The organism is Thalassolituus hydrocarboniclasticus (genome assembly GCF_025345565.1).
GTDB classification, from domain to species: Bacteria; Pseudomonadota; Gammaproteobacteria; order Pseudomonadales; family Oceanobacteraceae; genus Venatoribacter; species Venatoribacter hydrocarboniclasticus.
Genome location: NZ_CP054475.1, coordinates 1,265,770 through 1,290,824, shown reverse-complemented (window position 1 = coordinate 1,290,824; position 25,055 = coordinate 1,265,770). Strand labels below are relative to the sequence as shown.

21 protein-coding genes are annotated in these 25,055 nt (G+C 53.5%); 11 read left to right on the top strand and 10 right to left on the bottom strand.

The window, feature by feature from the left end; genetic code table 11:
* Positions 1 to 8 precede the first annotated feature (8 nt).
* The 3 genes from HUF19_RS05725 (at position 9) to HUF19_RS05715 (ending at position 4,432) form a co-directional block, all read left to right on the top strand.
* Entirely contained in the window at positions 9 to 791 is a 783-nt protein-coding gene (locus tag HUF19_RS05725) for a crotonase/enoyl-CoA hydratase family protein (RefSeq protein ID WP_260998883.1), read from the top strand.
* Between the two features lie 185 nt (positions 792 to 976).
* Entirely contained in the window at positions 977 to 3,097 is a 2,121-nt protein-coding gene (locus HUF19_RS05720) for a methyl-accepting chemotaxis protein (protein WP_260998882.1), read from the top strand.
* 204 nt (positions 3,098 to 3,301) lie between these two features.
* Positions 3,302 to 4,432, top strand: a complete 1,131-nt coding sequence (locus HUF19_RS05715; protein ID WP_260998881.1) for a CvfB family protein — start codon at positions 3,302 to 3,304, stop codon at positions 4,430 to 4,432.
* An 83-nt stretch (positions 4,433 to 4,515) separates the two neighbouring features.
* Here HUF19_RS05715 and HUF19_RS05710 read toward each other — a convergent pair whose 3' ends face one another.
* Genes HUF19_RS05710 through HUF19_RS05700 form a run of 3 tightly spaced genes read right to left on the bottom strand, consistent with a single transcriptional unit; the run spans position 4,516 to position 6,643 of the window.
* A complete protein-coding gene (locus tag HUF19_RS05710; RefSeq protein ID WP_260998880.1) occupies positions 4,516 to 4,947 on the bottom strand; it encodes a hypothetical protein in 432 nt (143 codons plus the stop codon).
* Between the two features lie 11 nt (positions 4,948 to 4,958).
* A complete protein-coding gene (locus HUF19_RS05705) occupies positions 4,959 to 5,423 on the bottom strand; it encodes a YbjN domain-containing protein (protein WP_260998879.1) in 465 nt (154 codons plus the stop codon).
* 11 nt (positions 5,424 to 5,434) lie between these two features.
* Positions 5,435 to 6,643, bottom strand: coding sequence for a M48 family metallopeptidase (locus HUF19_RS05700; RefSeq protein ID WP_260998878.1), 1,209 nt, complete (start codon positions 6,641 to 6,643; stop codon positions 5,435 to 5,437).
* A gap of 514 nt (positions 6,644 to 7,157) precedes the next feature.
* On the opposite strand from HUF19_RS05700, the gene HUF19_RS05695 reads away from it, so the two are divergent.
* The 4 genes from HUF19_RS05695 to HUF19_RS05680 all read left to right on the top strand — a co-directional run bounded on the left by HUF19_RS05695 (position 7,158) and on the right by HUF19_RS05680 (position 10,434).
* Positions 7,158 to 7,448, top strand: a complete 291-nt coding sequence (locus tag HUF19_RS05695) for a hypothetical protein (RefSeq protein ID WP_260998877.1) — start codon at positions 7,158 to 7,160, stop codon at positions 7,446 to 7,448.
* Positions 7,449 to 7,521: 73 nt separating this feature from the next.
* Positions 7,522 to 8,694, top strand: coding sequence for a putative porin (locus HUF19_RS05690; RefSeq protein WP_260998876.1), 1,173 nt, complete (start codon positions 7,522 to 7,524; stop codon positions 8,692 to 8,694).
* 10 nt (positions 8,695 to 8,704) lie between these two features.
* Positions 8,705 to 9,628 carry a metal ABC transporter substrate-binding protein gene (locus HUF19_RS05685; protein WP_260998875.1) on the top strand — a complete coding sequence of 308 codons (924 nt, stop codon included), beginning with the start codon at positions 8,705 to 8,707 and terminating at the stop codon, positions 9,626 to 9,628.
* Entirely contained in the window at positions 9,625 to 10,434 is an 810-nt protein-coding gene (locus tag HUF19_RS05680; RefSeq protein WP_260998874.1) for a metal ABC transporter permease, read from the top strand. Before HUF19_RS05685 ends, HUF19_RS05680 begins: the two co-directional genes overlap by 4 nt.
* 54 nt (positions 10,435 to 10,488) lie before the next feature.
* Here the strand turns inward: HUF19_RS05680 and def are convergent, their stop codons facing one another.
* Together def and HUF19_RS05670 are read right to left on the bottom strand one after the other, a co-directional pair.
* Positions 10,489 to 10,998, bottom strand: a complete 510-nt coding sequence (def, locus tag HUF19_RS05675; RefSeq protein ID WP_260998873.1) for a peptide deformylase — start codon at positions 10,996 to 10,998, stop codon at positions 10,489 to 10,491.
* A 235-nt stretch (positions 10,999 to 11,233) separates the two neighbouring features.
* Positions 11,234 to 11,788, bottom strand: coding sequence for a DUF924 family protein (locus HUF19_RS05670; protein WP_260998872.1), 555 nt, complete (start codon positions 11,786 to 11,788; stop codon positions 11,234 to 11,236).
* A 180-nt stretch (positions 11,789 to 11,968) separates the two neighbouring features.
* Here HUF19_RS05670 and HUF19_RS05665 point away from each other — a divergent pair, with 180 nt between their 5' ends.
* Both HUF19_RS05665 and HUF19_RS05660 read left to right on the top strand, forming a co-directional pair.
* Positions 11,969 to 13,564, top strand: coding sequence for an ABC-F family ATPase (locus HUF19_RS05665; RefSeq protein WP_230330814.1), 1,596 nt, complete (start codon positions 11,969 to 11,971; stop codon positions 13,562 to 13,564).
* A 273-nt stretch (positions 13,565 to 13,837) separates the two neighbouring features.
* Positions 13,838 to 15,000, top strand: a protein-coding gene (locus HUF19_RS05660; RefSeq protein ID WP_260996778.1) for an IS3 family transposase whose coding sequence is annotated in 2 segments (ribosomal slippage) — positions 13,838 to 14,093 and positions 14,093 to 15,000 — 1,164 coding nt in all. Because the reading frame shifts where the segments join, the coding sequence is not laid out codon by codon here.
* Between the two features lie 532 nt (positions 15,001 to 15,532).
* Here HUF19_RS05660 and HUF19_RS05655 read toward each other — a convergent pair.
* The 5 genes from HUF19_RS05655 to ffh all read right to left on the bottom strand — a co-directional run bounded on the left by HUF19_RS05655 (position 15,533) and on the right by ffh (position 22,619).
* Positions 15,533 to 16,462, bottom strand: coding sequence for a bestrophin family protein (locus tag HUF19_RS05655; protein WP_260998871.1), 930 nt, complete (start codon positions 16,460 to 16,462; stop codon positions 15,533 to 15,535).
* Positions 16,463 to 16,486: 24 nt separating this feature from the next.
* A complete protein-coding gene (locus tag HUF19_RS05650) occupies positions 16,487 to 17,794 on the bottom strand; it encodes a Na+/H+ antiporter NhaC family protein (protein WP_260999472.1) in 1,308 nt (435 codons plus the stop codon).
* Positions 17,795 to 17,989: 195 nt separating this feature from the next.
* A complete protein-coding gene (locus HUF19_RS05645) occupies positions 17,990 to 18,409 on the bottom strand; it encodes a secondary thiamine-phosphate synthase enzyme YjbQ (protein ID WP_145469524.1) in 420 nt (139 codons plus the stop codon).
* 258 nt (positions 18,410 to 18,667) lie between these two features.
* The gene (locus tag HUF19_RS05640) at positions 18,668 to 20,020 is read right to left on the bottom strand and encodes a HEPN-associated N-terminal domain-containing protein (protein WP_260998870.1); all 1,353 of its coding nucleotides are present in this window, start codon (positions 20,018 to 20,020) and stop codon (positions 18,668 to 18,670) included.
* Between the two features lie 1,180 nt (positions 20,021 to 21,200).
* Entirely contained in the window at positions 21,201 to 22,619 is a 1,419-nt protein-coding gene (gene ffh / locus HUF19_RS05635; protein WP_260998869.1) for a signal recognition particle protein, read from the bottom strand.
* A gap of 183 nt (positions 22,620 to 22,802) precedes the next feature.
* Between ffh and HUF19_RS05630 the strand changes: the two genes are divergently transcribed.
* Positions 22,803 to 23,600, top strand: a complete 798-nt coding sequence (locus tag HUF19_RS05630; protein WP_260998868.1) for a cytochrome C assembly family protein — start codon at positions 22,803 to 22,805, stop codon at positions 23,598 to 23,600.
* A 97-nt stretch (positions 23,601 to 23,697) separates the two neighbouring features.
* The gene (locus tag HUF19_RS05625; RefSeq protein WP_260998867.1) at positions 23,698 to 24,984 is read left to right on the top strand and encodes an HlyC/CorC family transporter; all 1,287 of its coding nucleotides are present in this window, start codon (positions 23,698 to 23,700) and stop codon (positions 24,982 to 24,984) included.
* The last annotated feature ends 71 nt before the right edge of the window (positions 24,985 to 25,055 follow it).

Below are 25,055 nucleotides of genomic sequence, written 5' to 3'. Positions count from 1 at the left end.
ATCACACCATGACTGCCAAAGTACTCGTTGAAGCCAGTGAGCATATCCTCACCATCACCTTTAACCGTGCCGACAAACTGAACGCCCTCGACCCGGAGAGTTACCACCTGCTGGCTCAGGCGCTGTACCGCCTGCAACACGACGATGACTTACGCGTCGGTGTGATTCAGGCCGATGGCAAACACTTCACCGCCGGTCTGGAGCTGGATAAATGGGCCCCGATCTTTGCTCAGGGCGGCGCCCCGCAGATGGCCGCAGGCGAAATTGACCCCTACGGAATTTCCGGTGAAACCCTGAGTAAGCCGCTGATCATTGCCGTCCATGGTCTGTGCTACACCTCCGGTCTGGAGTTGTTGCTCAATACTGATATCCGCCTCGGCACCGCCGATACCCGCTTTGCCCAGCTGGAAGTACAGCGTGGCATCTACCCCTGCGGCGGCGGTACGGTGCGCCTGCCGGAAGAAATCGGCTGGGCACGGGCCCAGCGCTACCTGCTGACCGGCGATGAATTCAGCGGCCAGCAGGCCTACGACTGGGGCATGCTGACCGAACTCTGTGAATTCGGCCAGCTGCACAGCCGTGCCCGTGAACTGGCGCAGAAAGTGGCCGCCGCCGCTCCGCTGGGTGTGCGCGCCGCGCTGAAATCGTCAAAAACCGCGCGCCTGCACGGTGATACCGCCGCTCTGAGCACCGTCTTCGCTGATATGGGCAAGGTGCTGAAGAGTGACGATGCCGCCGAAGGCGTACGCTCATTTATGGAACGCCGCGCAGCAAAGTTCAGCGGTCGCTGAGCGCACAAAGAACATCCCACGGATAACACCCGACGAGCAAACGCCAGGAAAACCGTTATAACGGCGGTTTTTCCTGTTTTTTCATAAACTTAAGCGGCCCAAGAGGACAAATCGGGCAAACCGGGAGCAGACCTCAGATCAGAAACTATACTGATTTGGTATGACCACGTATTCCGGAGCCTTGCATGAAATCCTTACCCCTTAAAACCAAGCTGTTTGTCATCACGCTGTCAGCCATTCTGTTACTGGCTGCTGCTCTGACCTGGCGCAGCTATCAGGGAATCAGTTCGCTCAGCGAACAACTGCAGGAGCACAGCGAAAAAAACCTTACCTCAGCCGTTATCACCCAGCTACAGACCAAAACCCAGGCTTACGGCGAACAGATCAGTAACTACATCAATGCCGCCTACCGCATTCCGGTAACCATGGCCGCTGCGATTAAAACCGCGATTGAAAATGGTGATGGCAGTCGCGCTCAGATCAGCGAAATGATGGGCGCCGCCCTCGCGGCTAATAAGGACATCAGCTCCACATATGCCCAGTTTGAGCGCAACGGCTTTGATGGCCGTGACAGCGAGTTCGTCGACTCAGGTTTAATTTACAACGCCGAAAGCACCGGCTCACTGGAAATTTACTGGATCCGCAATCAGTCCGGTCAGGTTGAACAGCAGAAAGTCGATGACCCGGACGAAAAATACCTCAATGCCCGCAATGAATTCGGTATCCGCCAATCCGAATGGTATCTCTGCGGTCGCGATAAAAAAGCGCCCTGTCTGATGGAGCCCTACCTGTATGAAATCAGCCCCGGCTATGAAGAACTGATGACCAGCCTCACCGCGCCGGTGGTGGTTAACGGCACCTTCCGCGGTATTGCCGGCGCCGACCTTAATCTGCCTATTTTCCAGAAACTGATGGATGAGCTGAGCCAATCACTTTACAACGGTAAAGCACGGGTAACCCTGCTCAGTGAAATGGGTCTGGTGGTGGCATCAAGCCATTACAAAGACAAACTCATGCGTCCGCTGAAAGAAGCACTGCCCGAGCGAGGCGAAGCGCTGAGCAAACTGCACAAGGGCGAAGGCCTGCTGCAAGGAAAAGATAACCTGTACGTTGCCCGTGGTCTTAAAATTCCGGCCTCCAACAGTGAGTGGTCACTGCTGATTGAGCTGCCGCTCGACGTTGCACTGGCCGATCTCGAAACCCTGAAAGCACTGGTCGCCGAAGAAAAAACCACAGTTCTCGGCAGTCAGCTGTTACTTGCGCTGGTGCTGGCCGGGGCCGCTCTGGTCGCCATCACCATACTGATTCAGTCCATTACCAAACCGCTGGCGGTACTGAATAAACAGGTCGAGCAATTGTCCAGCGCCGATGGCGATCTTTCCCAGCGCCTGCATCTGGATACCCACGCCGAACTCATCAGCCTCAGTGGCGGCTTTAACCGCTTCCTCAGCAAGCTGCGCGATCTGGTACTGGCGCTGAAAGAAGTCAGTCACGAGGTGCGCAGCGAATCGGCCGAGAACCTGAAAATCAGCCAGAAAACCCGTAAAGCCACCGACCAGCAACAGAGCGAAATGGATAACGTCGTCGCTGCAACCCAGGAGATGTCGGCCACCGCACAGGAAGTGTCGCGCATCGCCTCCGATGTGGCAGTACGTGCTAACGACATCCACTCCACCGTGACCGGCTCACAGCGTAACCTGTCTTCCGCAGTAGATACGGTGCTGGAGCTGAGCGAAAACATGCACACCGCCAGCGAATCGATTTCCAAGGTATCGGCGCGTTCAGATGATATTAACCGCATTCTGGTGGTTATTGGCTCCATTGCAGAACAAACCAACCTGCTGGCTCTGAACGCCGCCATCGAAGCCGCCCGTGCCGGTGAACAGGGGCGTGGCTTTGCCGTGGTCGCCGACGAAGTACGCACCCTGGCCTCCAAAACCCAGGAATCGACTGAAGAAATTAACAATATGATTGGCAGCCTGCAGGGCGAGGTAAAAGCAGCGGTTAATATCATCGACAGTGGCAGTCAGAAAGCCGGGCTGGCGATGGAATCGACCCGCGAAGCTCATGGCTCTTTGCAAGAAGTGGTACAGGCGATCAGCGAAATTGCCGACCATATCCGTCAGGTAGCGACCGCCGCCGAAGAACAAAGCTCGGTGAGCGGCGAAATTACCCGCAACCTGACCGTTATCGGCGATGCCACCACCATGCTGGCCGAGCTGGCACAGGAAGCCAACCAGAGCAGCCATAACGTTACTGAACAGCTCGACCGTCTGGATAAACAACTGGGCGCATTGCGCACCTGACCCCGGACACGCAACAACCAGCCCCGCCAATGCATATTGGCGGGGCTTTTTTATGGCAACGCCAGACCTCAGAAAGCCTGAACCCGGACTCTGCCTCCGCCAGTGGCTGTGATAAACTGCGCGCCGCCGGCCACAAGCCGGCCTATCCTGATACAGACTGCAGCACAATGCTGCCCACGAAACACCTTGCCGCGGAATACCATCATGGCCGAACTCGGACGCTACAACACCCTGACCGTACTCGATGAACAGCCCCACGGCCTGTATCTGGATGACAACGACGGCGGCAAAATTCTGCTGCCGCGCAAACAGATTCCTGCCGGCACCAAAATCGGTGACAGTCTTAAGGTGTTTGTTTACCTCGATTCCGACGACCGCCCGATTGCCACCTGCCTGCGCCCTAAAGCGCAGTTGCACCAGGTCGCCTGGCTCGAAGCCGTGGATGTGAATCAAACCGGCGCCTTCCTCGACTGGGGTCTGGCCAAAGACGTGTTTGTGCCCTTCGCTGAACAAACCCACCGTATGGAAGCCGGTAAATCCTACGCGGTCTACCTGTACCTCGATAACACCGACCGCATCGTTGCCAGCGCACGCTTAAACCGCTTTATCAAAGACGAAGTCAAAGCCAACTGGCCCGGCGCTCCGGTGCCGCTGGCCACCGGCGATAAAGTGAAATTACTGATCGCCCAGCGCACCGACATCGGCTACAAAGCCGTAGTCAACGACACCTACTGGGGTTTGCTGCACAACGACGATATCCGCAAAGCCATTCGTACCGGTCAGCGGGTTGAAGGCTATATCAAACGTCTGCGTGACGATCATAAACTCGATCTGATGCTGGAGCCGGTAGGCCATACCAAAGCCGATCCGCTGGCGAAAAAAATTCTGCAGAAAATGGAAGATAACCACGGCCTCTTAGGCCTCAGCGACCACTCTCCGGCAGAACTGATCGAACTGCAGTTCGGGGTCAGCAAACGTACCTTTAAAATGGCCATCGGCAAACTGTATAAAGAACGCAAAATTGTGATCGAAGACAGTGGTATCCGCCTGGCAACAGAAGCTGACCAGAAAGCTGTGGTCAATAAAGACCTGAAAAAAGAAGCGAAAAAAGAGTCAGGTAAAGACGCCAGAAAACCGGCTAAAGAACAAAATGCATCTGCCCCAAAAACGCAGAAAGCAGAAAAACCAGACACGAAGAAAACAGGTACAAAGAAAAAAGAAAGGAATCAGGATCAGGCGGATAAAAAGCCAGCTGAGAAAAAATCAGCGCCTAAAGTGTACCGTAACCCAAAGACGAAAACGGAAAAAACACTGAGTCTGAAAAAGAAATCCTGATCAGGGAATCATCCTGACCAATACAGAAGAATAAAAAACGGCCGCGTATAACTCTGTTATCCGCGGCCGTTTTCGTTACAGCATCAGAAGTTATCAACCCCGAGCTGCTGTTCCAGATTATCCGCCATCGCGGCTACGCCATACAGCGTGGTACCGAATTCATCGGTATCCATTTCATCCAGCCACCAATTGCCCATCGCCACCAGGTGACAACCGCCAACCTTGTCGATAGCCCAGGCAGCGCAAAGCGTACTGTCGTTTTCACGCAATAACTTCAGCGCCATATTGGTACCCAGTTGCTGATCCGGCATACCACTTAAATCCAGTACCGCAGAGGCAATTTCAACAATGTCTTTAGTGCCATCTTCGCTTGGGTGATACAGCACCAGAACACGCTGTGAACGGCCTTCGCCCATATCAAACATCGCGCTGATCATGCGCTCATTATCAATTTTCAGATTAATGCCAAGTTTGTCGGCGTGACCTGCAATGATTTCATGAAATTTGTTCGACATTTTAATCTCCTTTAAAACTCGTCCACGCCAAAACGACTTTCCATACGGTCTGCAACGGTTGATACGGCAGATACCGCCATCGCCATTTCTTTCAGATCCATAGTATCCAGCAGCATATCGACAACAGCGATCAGCAGCTCATCTTCTTCACTGATACGGGTAAACGCCCAGCGATAGTTAGCGGAGCGGCCATTCAGCTCCAGCAGTTCGTTGAAGAAAGCTTTCTGATCGATATCAGATTGCTGGATGGTGCTCAGGCGAACAACCGGCGAAGAAATACATACAACCTCTTGGCCGTTACCGGTTTGCTGACGGTTAAAAAAGACCAGCTGCGAACGCCCGTCATCTTCAACAAACAGCATTTTAACCGAGGTTTCAGAGCGGACTTCAAAATTCCAGCCAATCTCTTCACAGTAAGCAACAATCTTACTGGTGAACGGGTTTGGATATGGATTTGTGCTTCCATTCGATGTCATCAAGATTCTCCTTATTCGAGAAACATTAAAATTTGCTGAACAAAAGAAGGTTCAACATTCATAATTTTTGCCATTTCCGTGAGGGCATCCAGTTCGCGATCATCAATATTCTGATCGGCTCTGGCGACCACAACCAGGCGCTGAATAAAGGCGCAGCGGTTTGAAGCCCCCTGGGATAACAGCGGTTTCGAACTCTCAATAAACTGTTCACGGGCAAGACCGACAGGATCTTCAGCCTGTTGCAGCAGCTGAATACCTTCGCGGTATATTTCTTCACCAGCCTGTTCGATCAGGTTTTCTGCTTCAGCATCGGCCAGATGCCCGTCGGCATAAGCTACCCAGGCACCGCCCCAGAACATGGCCCGGTTGTGCAGGGCCTGTTTCTCTTCATCGCTGACCGGCTCCATATACTCGAGCACTTTATGAATACCGTCATCGACATCGGCCAGAGTCTTATTCCCTGCACCTTGTCCGGTTAAACGCTGAAACTCATCCGACTGGCTGTATAAATCAACGGCCATAATACGGATAGGGTTAAACGGATGGCTGGAATAACAATGGGATGTGTCTTCTGTGTTTTTTGATAACTCAGATAAATCCTGAATCTGCGCCGAATATTCTTTCAGATCAAATTCAATAATCGGATGAGCAACACCACAGGACAGCTTCAGGAAAGAACTGATGGCCGCTTCCGGGCTTTTACAGACAAACAGACCAGCACGGTCAGCGGAGATTTCTGCGCGGCGGCTCCAGGACATCAGCTTCATGGCATCGCTGGCATTCAGCGTGCCTTCTTCCAGAATGGCATGGGTTGGTAAGGCATAGTGGCTGAATAAAGCATGGCCAAGTTCATGGCCAACAACGAAGTTAATCTCGTCTTCATTCATTGAGGTTAACAGACCGGAACTGAAGGTCAGAATAATGTCATCGCCACCGGAATAACTGCAGCTGGCATTAGGCTCAGGGCTGTTATAGATGTAGACCTCAACATTTTTATCGCCCAGATTGAGGGCTTCCTGTGCATTACGCACATATTTAAAAAGATCGGGCGCCAGTCTGGCCGTAACCCTCAGGCTGTGGCCAAGAAGACTGCGGCGATAGGAATCACGGCGGGCCTCTTTAATTCGTTTTTCAGCCAGCACCTGAATTTTTTTATCAGCCAGCAGTTCATTAAAAAAACTGAGGTCAGACTGAAAGCGGATCGCATCCTCGACGTTCACTGATTGCACCTGCTTAACGTTCCAAGTTGTCAGAAAATCAGCCTGCAAAACTCACATCAACAACAAAATATTATTCCCGGCCGCTAACAACACGCTGATAACCCAGAAAAACAAGCCGTTAATTGATGACACAATTACATACAGGCTGAGCAGTAAACGGCCATTCTAGACAGCCGTCCCCCGCACTTCAATTGATAAAGCAATTAGAAACAATCTGTTTTATTACCAGAATCAGACTTCCATCTCAGAACAGGCACGCGATATTTGCCGGTGGAATCCGCAGAAAAATACGCCGCAAGCCTGATCGGCCAGCTTCCTTTGCCCGGTTTTATCACAGCAGAACCTGCTCATATCCGCTCCTGTATCATCCGGAAGGATGGGACAGCACCCGCAAAATGGCGCAAATCAACATGCCTCGTTCCTGTCACAAATCCAACCAGACTGGCTCCGATTACCGGTTGACCCATATCAACGGCGTGTTAGTCTGAGCGCGCCTGTCTCTGGTACCAATGCTGTGAAACGAACCCTGATTTCTCTGAACCATGCCCTGTTGCTGACGATGCTGTTGCTTATCGGTCAGTCGGCTGCACTCTGGCATCAGACTCACTCAGAACAGCACCCAGCCGGCGAGCTGTGCAGCTATTGTTTGCAGGCATCCGACCTGAGTACGCCGGCCCTTTCCGGCAGCAGCCCTCAGGCACCTTATATTCCGCTATCGCACAATGTGCTCAGTACAGCAGAAACCGCGACCATCGCGGCCACTACGGCCACGCACCAGGCCCGCGCTCCACCCCGTTTTTCCTGAATCCGTTAAACCCAGAATCGTTACCGGTGTGTTAGCGCATACCGGTGATAGCTATATTTTTCAGGAGAACACCATGTCTGTATCCCGCACCGGCATTTTGCCTTGCTGTGCCCTGCTTAGCCTGTCCGCTATTCTGCCCGCGCCACTGTGGGCCGCCGATGCTGCCAATGCATTTAATCCGGCTATTGGCCTGATTCTGAACGGCACACTCGGCCATTTTTCCCGTGAACCCGATGACTACGCCATCGCCGGTCTGCCCTTAGGCGGAGAAAGCGAACCCGGCAGCCAGGGCTTTGCGCTGGGCGAATCCGAATTAAACATCAGCGCCAATATTGACCCCGACTGGTTCGGCGCCATTACCGTCGCACTGGGCGATGAAACCGAAGTAGAAAACGCCTACGTACAGACCAGCCCGGCAGAGGGCCTGACCTTCCGCGGCGGACGCTTCTTCTCTGGTATCGGTTACCTCAATGAGCAGCACGCCCACACCTGGGATTTTGCCGATACTGCGCTGGCCTATCGCGCATTACTCGGCACGCAATATAAAGACGACGGCGTGCAGCTGCGCTGGCTGGCACCAACCGAGCTGTACACCGAAGTCGGCGCGGAATGGTTTAATGGCAGCGCCTATCCGGCCGGCGGCAGTGCCAGCAAGGGCCAGGGGGCCTGGTCGGTGTTTGTGCACAGCGGCGGCGATATTGGCCAGAGCAGCAGCTGGCGCGCCGGTCTGTCGTACCTGAATGCCAATGCCGATGCACGCGAAAGCGGCGACGAAGATAACCCGGATCTGTTCAGCGGCAGCAGTAAAGTCGCCATTGCTGATTTTGTGTGGAAATGGTCACCCGGCGGCAACGCCTATAACCGCAGCGTTAAAGTGCAGGGTGAGTATCTGCTGAGTAAAAACGACGGTGACTTTATCCCCGCAGGTGGCAGCGAACTGCCCTACTCGGCCACACCCAAAGGCTGGTATCTGCAGACAATTTATCAGTTTGCCCACGGCTGGCGTGCCGGTGTGCGCCACGACCAGCTCGACGCCGGCCAGAATGATGCAACCTTTGCCGGCAGCGTGCTCGACGCGCAAAACCATACCCCGCAACGCAACAGCCTGATGCTGGATTACAGCAACAGCGAGTTCAGCCGTCTGCGTCTGCAGTACAACCGCGATGAGTCGCAGCCACAGATCGATCACCAGTGGCTGCTGCAATACACCATGAGCCTCGGCGCCCACGGTGCACACCGGTTTTAAGGAGAGCGGGATGAAAACAATATTACGCAAAGCACGCGCTGTTCTGCTGCCGTTACTGCTTGTTGGTGGCTGCACCACTGCACAGGCGGCCACACTGAATATCTTCGCCTGCGAGCCGGAATGGGGCGCTCTGGCACAGGAGCTGGGCGGTGATAACGTTGACGTATTTACCGCCACCACCGCCTTACAGGACCCGCATCATATTCAGGCGCGGCCGAGCCTGATTGCGAAAATGCGCAAAGCCGATCTGCTGATCTGCACCGGTGCCGGTCTGGAGAGCGGCTGGCTGCCCCTGCTGCTGCGCCAGTCCGGCAACAGCAAGGTACAACCGGGCAAACCCGGTTATTTTGAAGCTACCCGCTATGTGGAAACGCTGGATAAACCCCAGTCCGTCGATCGTTCACACGGAGATGTACACCCCGGCGGCAATCCGCATATCCAGACCAGCCCGCACAATATCAGTAAGGTTGCCGCAGCCCTGCTGCCGCTGTTGCAACAGCTGGATGCTGACAACAGCGCCGCCTATCAGCAGCGCGCCGATGATTTCAGCCAGCGCTGGCAGGCCGCCATGCAGCGCTGGGAAACAAAAGCAGCACCCTTGCGTGGTGTTGCTGTTGTGGTTCACCACCGCAGCTGGAGTTACCTGCAGCAGTGGCTGGGGCTGAAGGAAGTAGCCACGCTGGAGCCAAAACCCGGCGTGCCCGCCAGTGCCGGGCATCTGGCGGAGGTACTGCAACAGCTGGATGCCCAACCGGCCAGAATGATCATCCGCGCGGCTTATCAGGATGGCCGTGCTGACGAATGGCTGGCGGATAAAACCGGCCTTCCGGCCATTGCCCTGCCCTTTACCGTGGGTGGCAGTGAACAGGCGCAGGATCTGTTCAGCCTCTACGACGACACCATTTCACGCCTGTTAGACGGACTCGCACCATGAGTCTGTTCAGCAATCTGGAGTTATCCATCATTGCCCCGGCGTTTCTCGCCGGGCTGCTGGTGCTGACCACCCACGTGCCGCTGGGGCGGCAGGTTCTCAGCCGCGGTATTATTTTTCTCGATCTGGCCATTGCCCAGATCGCCGGGCTGGGCGTCATTATTGCCTACAGTCTGGGCTGGGAAGCCGGTGGCTGGCAGGTACAGCTGATTGCTCTGGGCGCGGCCTTAAGCGGCGCGCTGTTGTTGTATGCCAGTGAGAGGCTGTGGGAAGACAATCAGGAAGCCATTATCGGCTGCGTATTTATACTCGCCGCCAGTGCCGGACTGCTGGTATTGAGCAGTAACCCACACGGCGGTGAAGCGTTAAAAGACCTGCTCGCCGGACAGATTCTGTGGGTCACCTACAGCCAGCTGATCCCGGTGGGCATTATTTATGCGGCGGTACTGGCGCTGTGGTTCGGGCTTGGGGCTGGCCTGAGAGTTGGGCGTGGCAAACAACAGAGCCCGCTGCTGTTTTATTCCCTGTTTGCCATCAGTGTGACCACCTCGGTGCAACTGGTTGGTGTCTATCTGGTGTTTGCCAGCCTGATTATGCCGGCACTTGCCGTGCAGAAAGTCCGCCAGCATCCGCTGCTGCGTGCCTACATTACCGGCGCGGGCGCTTATGCCGCCGGGCTGATGCTGTCGGCGCTGTGGGATCTGCCGTCAGGTGCAACCATTGTCTGCACCATGGCACTGATCTGCGGACTGAGCTTTATTATGTTTTCTGCAGCCTATAAACAGGCGCCAGCAACAACACAGCCATAAAAAAAGAAGAATAATACCGATAAAAAAGCCGGCGAACGGGCCGGCATTTTTCATTCAACCGCGAACACTTTCCCGCTGCTGTTTTTTCACCTTTTTCAGCGCCATCTGCTGTTTAACCGGCGACAGATAATCAATAAATAATTTGCCTTTTAAATGATCCATTTCGTGTTGCATTACAATGGCCAGAAAATCATCGCTCTCAATGGTGATGGCCTTACCATCACGATCCAGCGCCGACACCGTTACCGAGGTAAAACGCTCAACATCGGCATAATAGCCAGGCACCGATAAACACCCTTCCTGACCGGCTTCTTTATGTTCGCCGCGGATAATTTCCGGATTAATCAGCACCAGCGGATCATTACGTTCTTCAGAAAGATCAATCACCAGCAAGGCTTCACGACGGCCCACCTGAGTCGCGGCCAGACCAATGCCATCGTCGGTGGCGTACAGAGTATCGAACATATCGTCGATCAGCGTCTGTACGCTGCGGATATCGGTTACCGGACGGGCAACTTCCCGCAGGCGGGGGTCAGGTGCTTGTAATACGGTTAAAACAGCCATAAAAAATTGGGGTTCCTGTCAGGTTTCAGCGGCCGTTAAGACCAGCCATTGCACGGATTGTATCCCGTAGACCGTATGATCCACTACCCGGCCATTAAGGTTTTCACTGTTGCGGATAATGCCTTCAAGGTCATATGCAAATGTCAGCACTATGCAGAATGACGGAGTCATCAATATCAGGCGTAACATAACGATTCTCTGAACCTGTAGCCTGAACCTGTAGCCTGAACAGATCCTAAAACGACGATCCCGGCTGCTGTAAAAATTCCAGCTCTTCTGCCGTCGATTCGCGCCCCAGCAAGGCATTGCGGTGCGGATAGCGGCCAAAGCGCGCAATAATATCGCGGTGGCGGTGTTCAAAGTTAAGGTTATCTTCCAGCCCCGGACGGGCAAACAGACGCAGCGCTTCATCGTGAATCAGCAGCGATTCGCTGTGCATATAAGGCATATACAAAAACAGGCATTCGCTCACCGCCAGACTGGCATCAGCGTCTGCCGCCACCGCTTCCTGTGCCAGCACCAGTGCTAACGGATCAGCGGCAAAGGCACGCCCGCTGTCGCGGTAGATATTGCGTGAAAACTGGTCGAGCACAATGATTTCCGCCAGCCGTCCGCGCGCACTGACACGCCAGTGATACAGCTCCCCGGCACAGGCAGCTGCGTGTACTGCGCCAAAGCGGCGCTCAATCTCCCGGTCCAGCTGCGGGTCTTTCACCCACCACTGTTTAGGGGTCAGTTCGCTGAACCAGAAGTCCAGTACGGTCTGTTCATTGATATTGTCTGTATCCATGATTTTTCTCCTGAATGTCCGGGCGGCTGGCGGACTCGCTCCTGGCTTTCACCCAGCCTCAAAGCAGACGGTGAAATCATCCCAATGCGGCGCAAAAACGCCTCAGATGCTCGTTTTTTGCACGAAAAACACGTATAGTCGCGCCCTTTCGTAAAACCCTTCTTCTATCAGGATTGACCCGTGATCTCCACCGCTAATATCACCATGCAGTTTGGTGCCAAGCCTCTGTTTGAAAACATCTCCGTCAAGTTTGGTGACGGTAATCGCTATGGCCTGATCGGCGCCAACGGCTGCGGTAAATCCACCTTTATGAAAATTCTGGACGGTTCTCTGGAGCCGACCGCCGGTAATGTCAGCATTACGCCGAACGAGCGTCTGGGTAAGCTGAGCCAGGATCAGTTCGCCTTTGAACAGTATCGCGTTATCGATACCGTGATGATGGGTAACAAAGAGTTGTGGGCTGTTAAGGAAGAGCGTGATGCCATTTACGCCAACCTGGAAGCGACCGAAGACGACTACATGCGTGCCGCCGAGCTGGAAGGTGAGTTCGCTGAGATGGGTGGCTACACCGCCGAATCCCGCGCCGGTGAGCTGCTGCTGGGCGCCGGTATCGCAACCGAACTGCATGAAGGCCCGATGAGCGAAGTGGCTCCGGGCTGGAAGCTGCGCGTATTGCTGGCTCAGGCGCTGTTCTCTAACCCGGACATCCTGCTGCTCGACGAACCGACCAACAACCTGGATATCAATACCATCCGCTGGCTGGAAGGTATCCTCAATGACATGAAGTGCACCATCATCATCATCTCGCACGACCGTCACTTCCTGAACTCCGTCTGTACCCATATGGCCGACATCGACTACGGCGATATCCGCATTTATCCGGGTAACTACGATGACTTTATGATTGCCTCCACCGCCGCGCGCGAGCGTATGCAATCAGAAAACGCCAAGAAGAAAGCCCAGATTGCTGAACTGCAGCAGTTCGTATCGCGCTTCTCGGCCAACGCCTCCAAAGCCAAGCAGGCCACCAGCCGTGCCAAGCAGATGGACAAGATCAAGCTGGACGATATCAAACCGTCTACCCGTCAGAACCCGTTTATCCGCTTTACTCAGGAAAAGAAACTGCACCGTCTGGCGCTGGAAGTGGAAGGCCTGAGCCACGGTTATGAAGGTGATGAGCTGCTGTTCAAAAACACCAACCTGATGGTTGAAGCCGGCGAGAAGATTGCGGTTATCGGTGCTAACGGCGCGGGTAAAACCACTTTCCTTAAGTGTCTGGTGAACGATCTGACACCGAAGTCCGGCACCATTAAGTGGGCGGAAAACGCGAATCTGGGTTACTACGCTCAGGATCACGAATACGAATTCGCCGAAAACATGGATCTGTTTGCCTGGATGGAACGCTGGAAGACCACCGAGCATGATGATCAGGCAGTACGTGCAACTCTGGGTCGTCTGCTGTTTAACCAGGACGACATCAAGAAATCAGTGAAAGTCTGTTCCGGTGGTGAAAAAGGCCGTCTGCTGTTCGGTAAGCTGATGATGCACAACCACAACGTGCTGATCATGGACGAACCGACCAACCACATGGACATGGAATCCATCGAGTCGCTGAATGCGGCGCTGGAAATGTTCGAAGGTACGCTGATTTTCGTGTCCCACGACCGTGAGTTCGTATCCTCACTGGCAACCCGCATTATCGAAATCCGCGATCATGAGATCGTCGACTTCCACGGTACTTATGATGAGTACCTGAAGTCTCAGGGCGTGGAATAAACGCCGGGTTTATCACACGATACGCTGCATCAGCTCTGATGCAGCGAGTACAAAAAATTCAGGAAATAACCGCTCTGGTGCTTTCCTGAATGTTCCCGCCAGACGCAGTTCTTCCCGACAAGCCTCAATAATTTACAGCCATCAGCGTAATGCTGTTCAATTAACGTTTTAAATCATTTTAAAACGCCCAATGCCTCACAGGGGAACTTTGTAGTGGTCTAATCAATCCGGACACCCGCTTAGGTGATAAAATCACAACCCAAGAGGTGTCCAATGAAAAAACAACGTCGTATTTTTACTGCAGAGTTCAAGCAAGAAGCTGCCAGCATGGTGCTCGATCAGCAGCGCGCTGTTTCCGAGGTTTGTCAGGCGCTGGATATTGGCGATACCACTCTGCGACGCTGGATTGATCAGTTACAGGAAGAACGCGGCGGTGCTACGCCAAAGGGCAAAGCCCTCACGCCTGAACAGCAGAAAATTCAGGCACTTGAAGCCCGAATTAAAGAGCTGGAGGAAGACAAGGTCATTCTAAAAAAGGCTACGGCTCTCTTAATGTCAGACGCGATCAAGCCTACCCGCTGATCAACCAATTGAGAGAGCGGTATCCGGTTAAAAAGCTGTGCTCACTATTTGAGATTCACCGCTCTTGTTACTACGCCTATCGCAACAGAGTAAGCCGTATCAATAGCCAGCGGGTACGCCTTAAAGCTCACGTGGCTGAGGTCTTTAAAATCAGCCGTGGTTCACTTGGAAGCCGGGGAATTCGCGACAAGCTGAACGAAAATGGCAACCAGGTGAGTCGCTATCTGGTCGCCCGATTAATGAAAGAGCAGCGCTTAGTCAGCAAACAGCCCGGAGCACATAAATATAAACCAGCAACGGCAGAGCATCTGTCGATTCCTAATCGTCTGAACCGTAGGTTTACCGTGACAGCACCCAATCGGGTCTGGTGTGGCGACATCACTTTTATACGAGCCGGTGGACGCTGGATTTATCTGGCCGTTGTACTGGATCTGTACGCCCGCAAAGTGGTGGGCTGGGCGATCTCTGATAAAGCGCAGACAGGGCTGGTCACTAAGGCTTTGGATGATGCGTATCAGCGACGGGGAAAACCATCCGGCGTGATGTTTCATTCCGATCAGGGCGCTCAATATACAAGCCTGAAGTATCGGCAACAGCTGTGGCGTTACAGGATGCAGCAGAGTATGAGCCGTCGCGGAAACTGCTGGGATAATGCGCCGATGGAGCGTTTATTCCGAAGTCTGAAAACCGAGTGGATACCGGATAAGGGGTATCGTTCGGTGATGGAAGCAAAAATGGATGTGGGCCGGTATCTGATGCATTACTACAACGGCTACAGACCACACAGTGCTAACAATGGGCTGAGCCCATCGGCAGCCGAAGAATTACTTAAGACCGTGTCCGGAATTAGTTGACCACTACACTTATCCCCTTGCCGGCGGGCCGACCCCAGCTTCGCGCTGTGCAGGCCTTTTTCCTCCATTCAGACCACCTCGGTCACGGCAACGCGGATAATGGGCCATCCATGGCCCTATCCGCTCGCTCTGCATCCATGCAGAGGCGCGCCGGCTCAGTGCTCTTCATTCCGGCGTCCTGCAGGCGCATTCATTAATCCGCTAAGCGGCTTTTCAGAATGGGCATTATTGTTCGATAAAAACAACGTTGCGGCTGGGATAAACCGCGCCTCTGGGCCCGCCGCCATGAGCGATGTTTTTTACGATCTGTCTGGCATGGATGCCAGACAAGCGTATGTGGCCATGGATGGCCAATATACGCGTGGTCAGTAAAAACCGAGTGAATAAGGATCACGGGCCAGAAAGCGCAAAGCAGGGGCCCGGGGAGAAGTTCCCCGGATTGGGGCGCAGGGGCTTGCCCCGCAAAGGCTGTTCACATGCAGTCAGCGCTGGCTGGTTGCTTAAGTGAGCAGCAGTGGCTGATCAACCCTAATTACTGCAACACATGCTTAACCGGCTGCAGCAACGGCGGCGGGGTTTCACCCAGCGACTCAGCAATGGAGATCTCGTTAATCCGGCACAGGGCATCCAGCGGTAGGTCATTGGCGGCGCAGCCAAACGGTTCTTCCATTTCTTCCGACAGCACATCCAGACCAAAAAACGTGTAGGCCACAATGACGGTAAACAGCGCCGCATACCAACCCAGTGATGGCACCAGGCCAAAGGGCAGTAAATAACAGTACAGGTAGGCGGTACGGTGGGTCAGCAGCGTGTAGGCAAACGGCAGCGGCGTGGTGGCAATGCGCTCACTGGCGGCCTGCACCGCAGCTAAGCGGGTTAAATGCTCGTCCAGAATCCGCAGACCCACCGCATCGATATGCTGCTGGCGGTACAGTTCACCAATAATCCGCCCGGCGCGGCGCAGGCAATATTCCGCCGGATTCTGGTGGCTGAATACGCGCTCAATATCTTCATCACTTAACCAGGGTTTCAGCTCTTTGCGGCTGTCCTGCTTACGCAATGAGCCGCGCAGCGCATGGCAATGTGCAGCACACCAGTGCAGTAAATCGTGGCGCAATTGTCCGGCCGCCGAATGTTCGGCCTGCAGATCCAGCAACGTCTCGCTGGAGCGCGCCAGACTGCGGATTTCGTACACCATCGCGCCCCACTGCTTGCGTGCTTCCCACCAGCGCTCATAAGAGGCGTTATTACGGAAACCGAGAAAAATCGACAACGCCACACCGAGCAGAGTAAATGGCGCAAGAGAAAACTCAGGAACACTCAGCCAGCGCAGTTCATGCAACGCACTGACCGCGGCGGCAAATAAGCCGACCGCCAGCAGGTGCGGAAAAATGCGTGGCACAACCGAACCACGAATCACAAACAGCAGCGCAATAGCATTAGGACGTGGACGGACAATCATAAAAAACCCTTTTTAAAGCGACACTCAACGTGCCGCAGGTTTACCAATAACAACAGAGATCAGAGCAACAGCGCCCAGCGCCCAGCAATAGGTAACCGCACTGACCAGCTGCAGCGGTGATAACGCCGCCAGCGAGGCGGCCAGCAGCATCTGCGCACCGTAAGGAATAATGCCCTGCACCACACAGGAGGCAATATCCATCAGGCTGGCGCTGCGCTTTGGGTCTACGCCGTAGCGCTCGGCAATGTCTTTCGCCAGACTGCCGGAAATAATAATGGCTACCGTATTGTTGGCGGTACAGAGGTTGGCCAGCGCCACCGACGAAACAATACTGAATTCACCGGCACGGCGGTGATCTTTCGGAGCGCTGCCTTTACGGCTCAGGCGGTCAATAAACGCACCGATCCAGGCCAGACCGCCACCGGCTTTCATCAGTGCCGCCAGACCACCGATGAAAATCGACAGAATCATAATTTCCTGCATGCTGCCGTACCCGTCGTAAATATCCTTCGCCCAGTTCGCCAGGTGATAATCCTCTACCCGGACCAGGCCGATCACTCCGGCCAGAACAATACCGGCGAACAGCACCAGCAACACATTCAGACCGCTGAGCGCTAAGCCCAGCACCGCGATATAAGGCAGCACCAGCCACAGATCATAACCCTTCACCTGCTGCGCCTCACTGGCCGCGCCCTGATAAGCCAGCCATAACAGGGTGATGATCGCCGCCGGTAAGGCAATTTTAAAATTCATGCGGAATTTATCGCGCATTTCACAACCCTGGGTGCGGGTTGCGGCAATGGTGGTATCGGAAATAATCGACAGGTTATCGCCAAACATCGCCCCGCCCATCACCGTACCGATGGTCAGTACCGTCGATAATTCCGTGGCCTCGCTGATGCCCACCGCAATGGGCGCAATGGCCGCGATGGTGCCCATAGAAGTACCCATCGAAGTGGCGATAAAAGCCGTCATCACAAACAGGCCCGGCAACACCAGCGGCGGCGGAATCAGGCTGAGCCCAAAATTTACCGTCGCATCCACACCGCCGATAGCCTTGGCCACACTGGCAAAACCACCCGCCAGCAGGAAAATCAGCACCATGGTAATCAGGGTGTTATCGGCACAGCCGCGAATCAGGGCATCGACGCGCTGATTCAGCGTGCCACGCGCCAGCAACAGTGCCAGCAGAATGGCCGGCAGAATCGCCACCGGAGCCGGCACCTGATAAAAGGCGAAGTCCACCCCGGCTTGCTGATAATACAGACCGCCACCAATAAACAGCGCCAGAAACAAACCAATAGGCAACAATGCCAGCGCAGATGGGGCCACAGCAGCCGGAGAAGAGGCGGAAGAAGACGCCACAGCGCCAGATTCAGAAGAAGTGTTAAGACTCACGGGAGCAGTCCTGCCAGCAGATGAAAGCCGGGCATTGTAAAGGAAGCACTCGCTATCCCTAAGAACAAATAATTATGAAGGCATAACTGACCGGCTGCCTGCCCAGACGCCTGAGCAAATAAGGAGTGCTCAGACGCCCTGCAGAGTCACCAGTAAGCGACGCGGGCCACCATGGTCACGGTGTTCACACAAATAAATGCCCTGCCAGGTGCCTAAATTAAAAGCGCCATCAGTCACCGGCAGAGTGACTGATGGCCCTAGCAGACTGGCTTTAATATGCGCCGGCAGATCGTCGTCACCTTCCAGCGTATGGCGGTAATAAGGCTCGCCTTCCGGCACCAGACGGTTAAAGACCGCTTCAAAGTCGCTGCGTACCGTAGGATCAGCATTCTCATTCACCGTCAGCGACGCCGAGGTATGCTGAATAAAAATATGCGCGAGCCCGGTCTGAATCTGCTTAAGCTGTGGCAACTGCCGCAGGATTTCGCCGGTAATCAGGTGAAAGCCGCGCGCTTTGGCACTGAGCTGAATCTCCTGTTGCAGCCAGATCATCGTATTACTCCTGTCATCGTATTATCTCTCTGAATCAGGCTCTGGTTAAAACAGCGGTTAAAAGCGCAGGCTACTCACGCTGCTCAGGTAATCAATCATGGCGGCGGAGGGACAAAGGTGAAAGTTCTGATTCAGGGTCGTTATTGATATCGACGATCCTTGAATTTTTCGATCGTCATATAGCGCCGCCAACATGCGTGGTTTTATAGTGCAGGCGAAGCCGAAACATAGAAGCCGTCACAGTGCTTGACATTATTAGATCTTATTTTCTCGTTCAAGAATTTCTACGCAGCGAGGACAATTAACCTTTCCGACGTCAAAAGAGTAGTTAAATGGCCAAGTGCAGTGTCCGTCTTTAGTTTGCACTTTATGTACTATAGTATCAGGATCACCTGACATATTAGCTCTCGTTAAAATCCGCGAGAACGTTCTTTTCAACGCTAATAGAGATCTATCTAGGATAACGTCTCCATCATCAATGCATTGTTCTGAGTCAGCAAATACAACAATGGCCTTACCCTCTTCTCTTCTAGAACTTGGATAAATAATTCCATCTATTGATTTTCCAGATACATCTTTGAATACATGGCGAATGAACTCAGTTACGACTTGCGTCGGGACATAGTCAACATGTACACGATTCGTTCTTTCTATAGGACGAGTGAAGTCTTTTAAAAAATCGACGAGGAAAACCATGTCGTCACGAATGCGTAGCTTATGTTCATCAAACAAGCTTGGAATATAAATACCTTCAGAAAAATCAACTACTATTAATGGCCGAAGAGATTGGAATACACCACACGTTGCTTTTTTTACATAATCATCGGGCTCATATGTTTCTTTAATAGCTGTTTCAACATCAAAAGCCCCATAGAACATTGAAATACCAGCAGGACTCATTCTATTTGCCATGCTTGCAAATTCCTCAGGTGGAGAACCTAGCTCTTTGGAAGTTTTTAAAATTTCTGTAGTCTTTGTAATCCTAACTCTGTATATATTGGCATCAACATCTAATGTTTTTATCAGCCCCATTTCGTTCAGAATATCCTGCAAAGCATCGAGAATATCTACAGGATTCATTTCGTCATGCTGAGATCTATCATAATCAGAATTATTAGCTCTGTAGAACACATATCTCGATTTATTTTTGACAAAATCCGAAAAGGCAACCCAGCCATAATAGAGAGTTCTATCCTTTGATAACGAGTATGGGTTGCGTCTACACCATCCATCATTAAATAGCGATGCATAAATATACTCTTGCAATGAATCACTATTTATTTCAAGCCCCACGAAATCAAGCATTTCCCAAGAGTCGTAAACTTCACCCTGCCATCCCCCTTCTCTAGTTTCATAAGGTAATCCCTCATTATCGGGATGCCCCCATACCGTTTTTATGCACATCATTACATGAGCCAAAACATCTTCTAAACGACATGAAAATTCGCCATTAGATTCACAGAAATCACAAGGCTCTCCTGTATCATTTTCTTCAATAAAAGTTCTAACTCCGTAGTCTTCAAAGCAATCAATGCAAACACAAAGATTATCATCTACACTAAAACCTCTTTTTTGTGCTTCTTCCCATGCTCTTTTGGCGATACCCACGAAACCTCCTTGAAATCTAACAGTGTATTAGCGTGCGCGCGCATTTATCTTGAGCGACTCTTTCGAGAAACCCCGTGCAACTCATTACCCAGCGGAGAAATCGTCCATAACTCAACAATTCCTTCCGGAAAAACGGCACGCCTGTTAATTCAGGCTCAGAACGCAGCTGTATTAACCAGTCAGCTTGTAACCCCCTATTGTCACTCTGAGGGCAAGCTATTGATTTATTTGACGTTTAAGTTACTAGCCTCTGGCAATATGAGCAAGCACGAATGATCGACGTGCCTGGTTTGCGTATAACACGGAAATATACGCTATATAGTTCGGCCGTTTCCTTACATCCGAGGCTTCGTGACACATATAAAAAAGCCGCCACTCATTGCTGAGTAGCGCTTTCTTTACAGGCCATTTGGTGGGCAGCGCCCACCCTACATATCAGAGTGAATGTGGGGCTGATGCCGTCGCGGATAAGATCCGCTCCCACAATTCGGCGTTTGGTTTATATCCGGCGTTGCGGCTGAATGTATACGCCTGCGATCTGCTTAATCGAGCGCTATCGCGGGCATGGCCCGCTCCTACAACTCAGTGTTTGGTTTATATCCGGCGTTGCGGCTGAATTCATGCACCCGCGAGCTGCTCAATCAAGCGCTATCGCGGGCATGGCCCGCCCCTACAATTCAGCGTTTGGTTTATATCCGGCATTGCGGCTGAATTCATGCGCCTGCAGGACACCGGTTTGAATAATACTGCGCCGGTACGCCCCGGCATGGATGCCGGACGAGCGAATAGGGCCATGGATGGCCCATTATTCGCGTTACCGAGATCGCAGAATTATTCAGAGCGGATTAAGTCCTGCACAGCGCGAAGCGGGGAGTTTGCCCGACCGGCGTGAGGGGTAAGACCCCTCAAAGAGGTCATAGGGCCGGGCCGCAGCCCAAAAAGCCAACCCGCGCAGCGGCTACAACTCAGAACACAACGCCTTCCAACACCAACCCAAACGACTGCCGAAACAGCCGTCTTGTATCCTCTCAGGCGGCAGGCACGACTACGCAGAGCGTAGTAGCGAGTCACACCTTCCAGCCCAAAAAAACGACTGCCGAAGCAGTCGTCTTATATCCTGTCAGGCGGCAGACGCTACTATGCAGAGCGTAGTAGCGAGCCTGTCAGTACCTGACGGCACTCAGCGCATCGGCGGCATACCACCGCCGAACGGGCCACCGCCGCCACCGAATGGGCCACCAGGTCCGCCTGCTCCACCCATACCGCCCATGGCACGCATCATTTTGCGCATGCCGCCTTTGGCGGTGACTTTTTTCATCATTTTCTGCATTTGTGAATGCTGCTTCAGTACGCGGTTAACGTCCTGAATCTGGGTGCCGGAACCGGCGGCAATACGCTTTTTACGCGAGCCGTTGATTTTGTCCGGAAAACGGCGCTCTTCACGGGTCATGGAATAGATGATCGATTCCATTTGCTTGAAGTTTTTCTCCGCCGCATCAGTCTGCTTGGCCATCTGCCCCATATTGCCCATGCCCGGTAATTTATCGAGCATGGAGGTCAGGCCGCCCATGTTTTTCATCTGCTGAATCTGGTCGAGGAAATCCTCTAAATCAAAGCCTTTACCGGTTTTGATCTTTTTCGCCAGTTTTTCGGCTTTCTGTTTATCGATGGTACGTTCGGCTTCTTCCACCAGGGTGAGGATGTCACCCAGGTCGAGAATACGGGAGGCCACACGATCCGGATGGAAAGGCTCCAGCGCATCGGTCTTCTCGCCCATACCCATAAACTTGATCGGCTTACCGGTAATATGACGCACCGACAGCGCGGCACCACCACGTGCATCACCGTCTGCCTTGGTCAGAATCACACCGGTTAACGGCAGCGCTTCGTTAAAGGCTTTGGCGGTATTGGCAGCATCCTGACCGGTCATGGCGTCTACCACGAACAGGGTCTCCACCGGATTAATACCGGCGTGCAGCGCCTTGATTTCAGCCATCATCTCTTCGTCAACGGCGAGACGACCGGCGGTATCCACCAGCAGCACATCGGCATGGGCACGCTTGGCCGCATCGATAGCGCCCTGAGCAATATCCAGCGGTTTCTGATCCGGTGACGACGGGTGGAACAAGGCACCGACATCGTTAGCCAGGGTTTCCAGCTGTTTGATCGCCGCCGGACGGTAAACGTCGGCCGAAACCACCATTACCTTTTTCTTTTCGCGCTCAGCCAGAAATTTGGCCAGCTTGCCCACGGTGGTGGTTTTACCGGCACCCTGCAGACCTGCCATCAGCACGATCGCTGGCGGCTGAACCGACAGATTCAGCTTTTCGTTGGCATCGCCCATGACCTTCTGTAATTCGTCATGAACAATTTTCAGGAACACCTGGCCCGGATTCAGACTCTTAAGCACCTCGGTGCCGATGGCGCGCTCTTTTACCTGTTCGGTAAAGGCTTTGACCACCGGCAGCGCTACGTCGGCTTCCAGCAGCGCCATACGCACTTCGCGCACGGTGCTTTTAATATTTTCTTCCGTCAGCTTGGCCTGGCCGGTAATGCTTTTAAGGGCATTCCCCAGGCGGTCGGTAAGGCTCTCAAACATCGCGATGACTCGTACCCAGATACAAAACAGCCGGCAGTATACCCCGGCAAAGCGCTGGCCCCAAACTCCGCCCGCCGCCTTAGCATCAGGGCCCCGGAGCGATTCTGCCAGCGGCGTTGATAGCGCACCCTTTTACCCGTTTGCGGCATGTGCGAAACTGCCGCCCTCTGAAGAGGATTTTTCATGTCAGGATTAGTATTGGCGCTGCCCGCCGCCGGGTTTTATCTGTTTGCCGCATGGCGCCAGTGGCAGACCGTCAGCGGACAGAAAACCGCCAACCGCATGCCGGTGCTGATGAGCACTATGATCGCGGCGATGCTGCATCTGGGCTATATCGGTATTGAGATGCTGGGACGCGAGCACATTAACTTCGCCATGTTCGAAGTCGGCTCACTGATCTGCTGGGTTATCACCCTGCTGCTGCTGTTCTCCGGCTGGAAGAAACCGGTCGATAACCTGTTTATCGGCCTGCTGCCGATGGCCGCCGTCATTCTCCTGCTGGCGGCACTTTCCGGCCAGCAAATGTCCCTTGAGCAACTGAGCTATGGCCTGGCCTGGCATATCCTGCTGTCGGTACTGGCGTATGCCGTCTTTACCATCGCTGCGGTGCAGTCGGTGCTGTTGTATCTGCAGGATCTGGCACTTAAAAAACGCCAGACCCGTGGCCTGGTGCAGGCCCTGCCGCCGCTGCAGACCATGGATTTACTGCTGTTTGAGATGGTCTGGCTGGGCATGATCCTGCTGACCGCGGCCTTTGCCATCGGCTGGCCTTATGTGTTCGACCTGAAAGCCCAGCACCTGCTGCATAAAGTGGTGTTCGCCAGCCTCGGCTGGATCGTGTTCGCCATTTTACTGGTTGGCCGCTACCGTTTTGGCTGGCGCGGGGTGATTGCCAGCCGCTGGACCCTGATAGGCACCGGCTTTCTGGTGCTGTCGTATTTCGGCACCAAGTTTGTGCTGGAAATGGTGCTGCAGCGCTGATTCTGCCGCCTTCTGCGCCAACAAGCCTGCTGGTGCAGTTGACAGCCAAACATCCGCCCCTATGATGGCGGGATCTTAATATTAAAAGGATCCCGTCTTGAGTGACGTTCCCTTAAGTGTGCTCTTCGGCATACTGGTTCTGTTAATCATCTTATCTGGATTTTTCTCTAGTTCCGAAACCGGCATGATGTCGCTTAACCGTTACCGGTTACGGCATATGGCCAAAAGCAAGCATAAAGGCGCGATGCGTGCCACCAAGCTGCTGGAAAAGCCCGATCGTCTGATTGGTACCATCCTTACCGGTAATAACCTGGTCAACTTTGCCGCCGCCGCACTGGCAACCATCATCAGCCAACGCCTGTGGCCGGATAACCCCGATCTCGCCGTCTTTGTTAACACCATCCTGTTTACCCTGGTGGTGCTGATCTTTGCCGAGCTGACGCCAAAAACCCTGGCCGCCATCGCGCCGGAAAAAATTGCCTTTCCGGCCTCGCGCGCCTTGCTGGCGATTCAGTGGCTGCTGCAGCCTTTTGTCTGGTTTGTAAACACCATTGCCAACGCTTTGCTGCGCCTTGTCCGGGTGGACGTCAACAACACCACGCCGGATAACCTCAGCACCGAAGAGCTGCGCACCATTGTGCGTGAAGCCGGCTCCATGATTCCCAAGCGTCACCAGCATATGCTGATCAGTATTCTTGATCTGGAGAAGATGACGGTAAACGACATCATGGTGCCGCGCACCGAGCTGGTCGGCATCGACCTCAACGATGATCTGGAAACCGTGCTGCAACAGCTGCGCACCACTCAGCACACCCGCTTGCCGGTTTACCGTGGTGATATCAATAATGTGGTCGGCATTCTGCACACACGTAATATCAGCCGCTTTTTAACCTCCGGTGAATTCCTCAAAGAAGACCTGGAAAAAATCTGCCGCGAGCCTTACTTCATTCCGGAAAGCACTCCGCTGCATACCCAGCTGTTTAACTTCCAGAAAAACAAACGCCGTATTGCTCTGGTCGTCGATGAATACGGCGATGTGCAGGGCATCTGTACGCTGGAAGATATTCTTGAGGAAATTGTCGGCGAATTTACCACCGACGTGGTCTCAGCCGCCTCGCCCGACGTGCATCCACAGGAAGACGGCAGCTACATCGTCGATGGTGCCGCTTACGTGCGCGATGTGAACAAAGCGCTGAAATGGGATCTGCCAACCGATGGCCCGAAAACCTTCAGTGGTCTGATTGTCGAAATTCTTGAACATATTCCCGACGCGCCGGTTTGCCTGCGCATTGGCGACTACCGTATCGAGATTCTGCAGATTAAAGACAACACCATCCGCGCGGCTAAGGTCACCACCGAACGTAAAATCAGACTGCCGGATTAAAACCGACAGGCTGGCGCCCGGCGCCAGCCTGTTTTCTTTGCACTACTGCGTCCTGCCCTCCTCTTTTCCCG

Bases quoted from the DNA above. Each gene is read 5' to 3' on its own strand.
- HUF19_RS05655 (WP_260998871.1), bottom strand. From the start codon at position 16,462: ATGATTGTCCGTCCACGTCCTAATGCTATTGCGCTGCTGTTTGTGATT.
- HUF19_RS05725 (WP_260998883.1), top strand. From the start codon at position 9: ATGACTGCCAAAGTACTCGTTGAAGCCAGTGAGCATATCCTCACCATC.
- HUF19_RS05720 (WP_260998882.1), top strand. From the start codon at position 977: ATGAAATCCTTACCCCTTAAAACCAAGCTGTTTGTCATCACGCTGTCA.
- HUF19_RS05715 (WP_260998881.1), top strand. From the start codon at position 3,302: ATGGCCGAACTCGGACGCTACAACACCCTGACCGTACTCGATGAACAG.
- HUF19_RS05705 (WP_260998879.1), bottom strand. From the start codon at position 5,423: ATGACATCGAATGGAAGCACAAATCCATATCCAAACCCGTTCACCAGT.
- def (WP_260998873.1), bottom strand. From the start codon at position 10,998: ATGGCTGTTTTAACCGTATTACAAGCACCTGACCCCCGCCTGCGGGAA.
- HUF19_RS05670 (WP_260998872.1), bottom strand. From the start codon at position 11,788: ATGGATACAGACAATATCAATGAACAGACCGTACTGGACTTCTGGTTC.
- HUF19_RS05710 (WP_260998880.1), bottom strand. From the start codon at position 4,947: ATGTCGAACAAATTTCATGAAATCATTGCAGGTCACGCCGACAAACTT.
- HUF19_RS05690 (WP_260998876.1), top strand. From the start codon at position 7,522: ATGTCTGTATCCCGCACCGGCATTTTGCCTTGCTGTGCCCTGCTTAGC.
- HUF19_RS05685 (WP_260998875.1), top strand. From the start codon at position 8,705: ATGAAAACAATATTACGCAAAGCACGCGCTGTTCTGCTGCCGTTACTG.
- HUF19_RS05630 (WP_260998868.1), top strand. From the start codon at position 22,803: ATGTCAGGATTAGTATTGGCGCTGCCCGCCGCCGGGTTTTATCTGTTT.
- HUF19_RS05680 (WP_260998874.1), top strand. From the start codon at position 9,625: ATGAGTCTGTTCAGCAATCTGGAGTTATCCATCATTGCCCCGGCGTTT.
- ffh (WP_260998869.1), bottom strand. From the start codon at position 22,619: ATGTTTGAGAGCCTTACCGACCGCCTGGGGAATGCCCTTAAAAGCATT.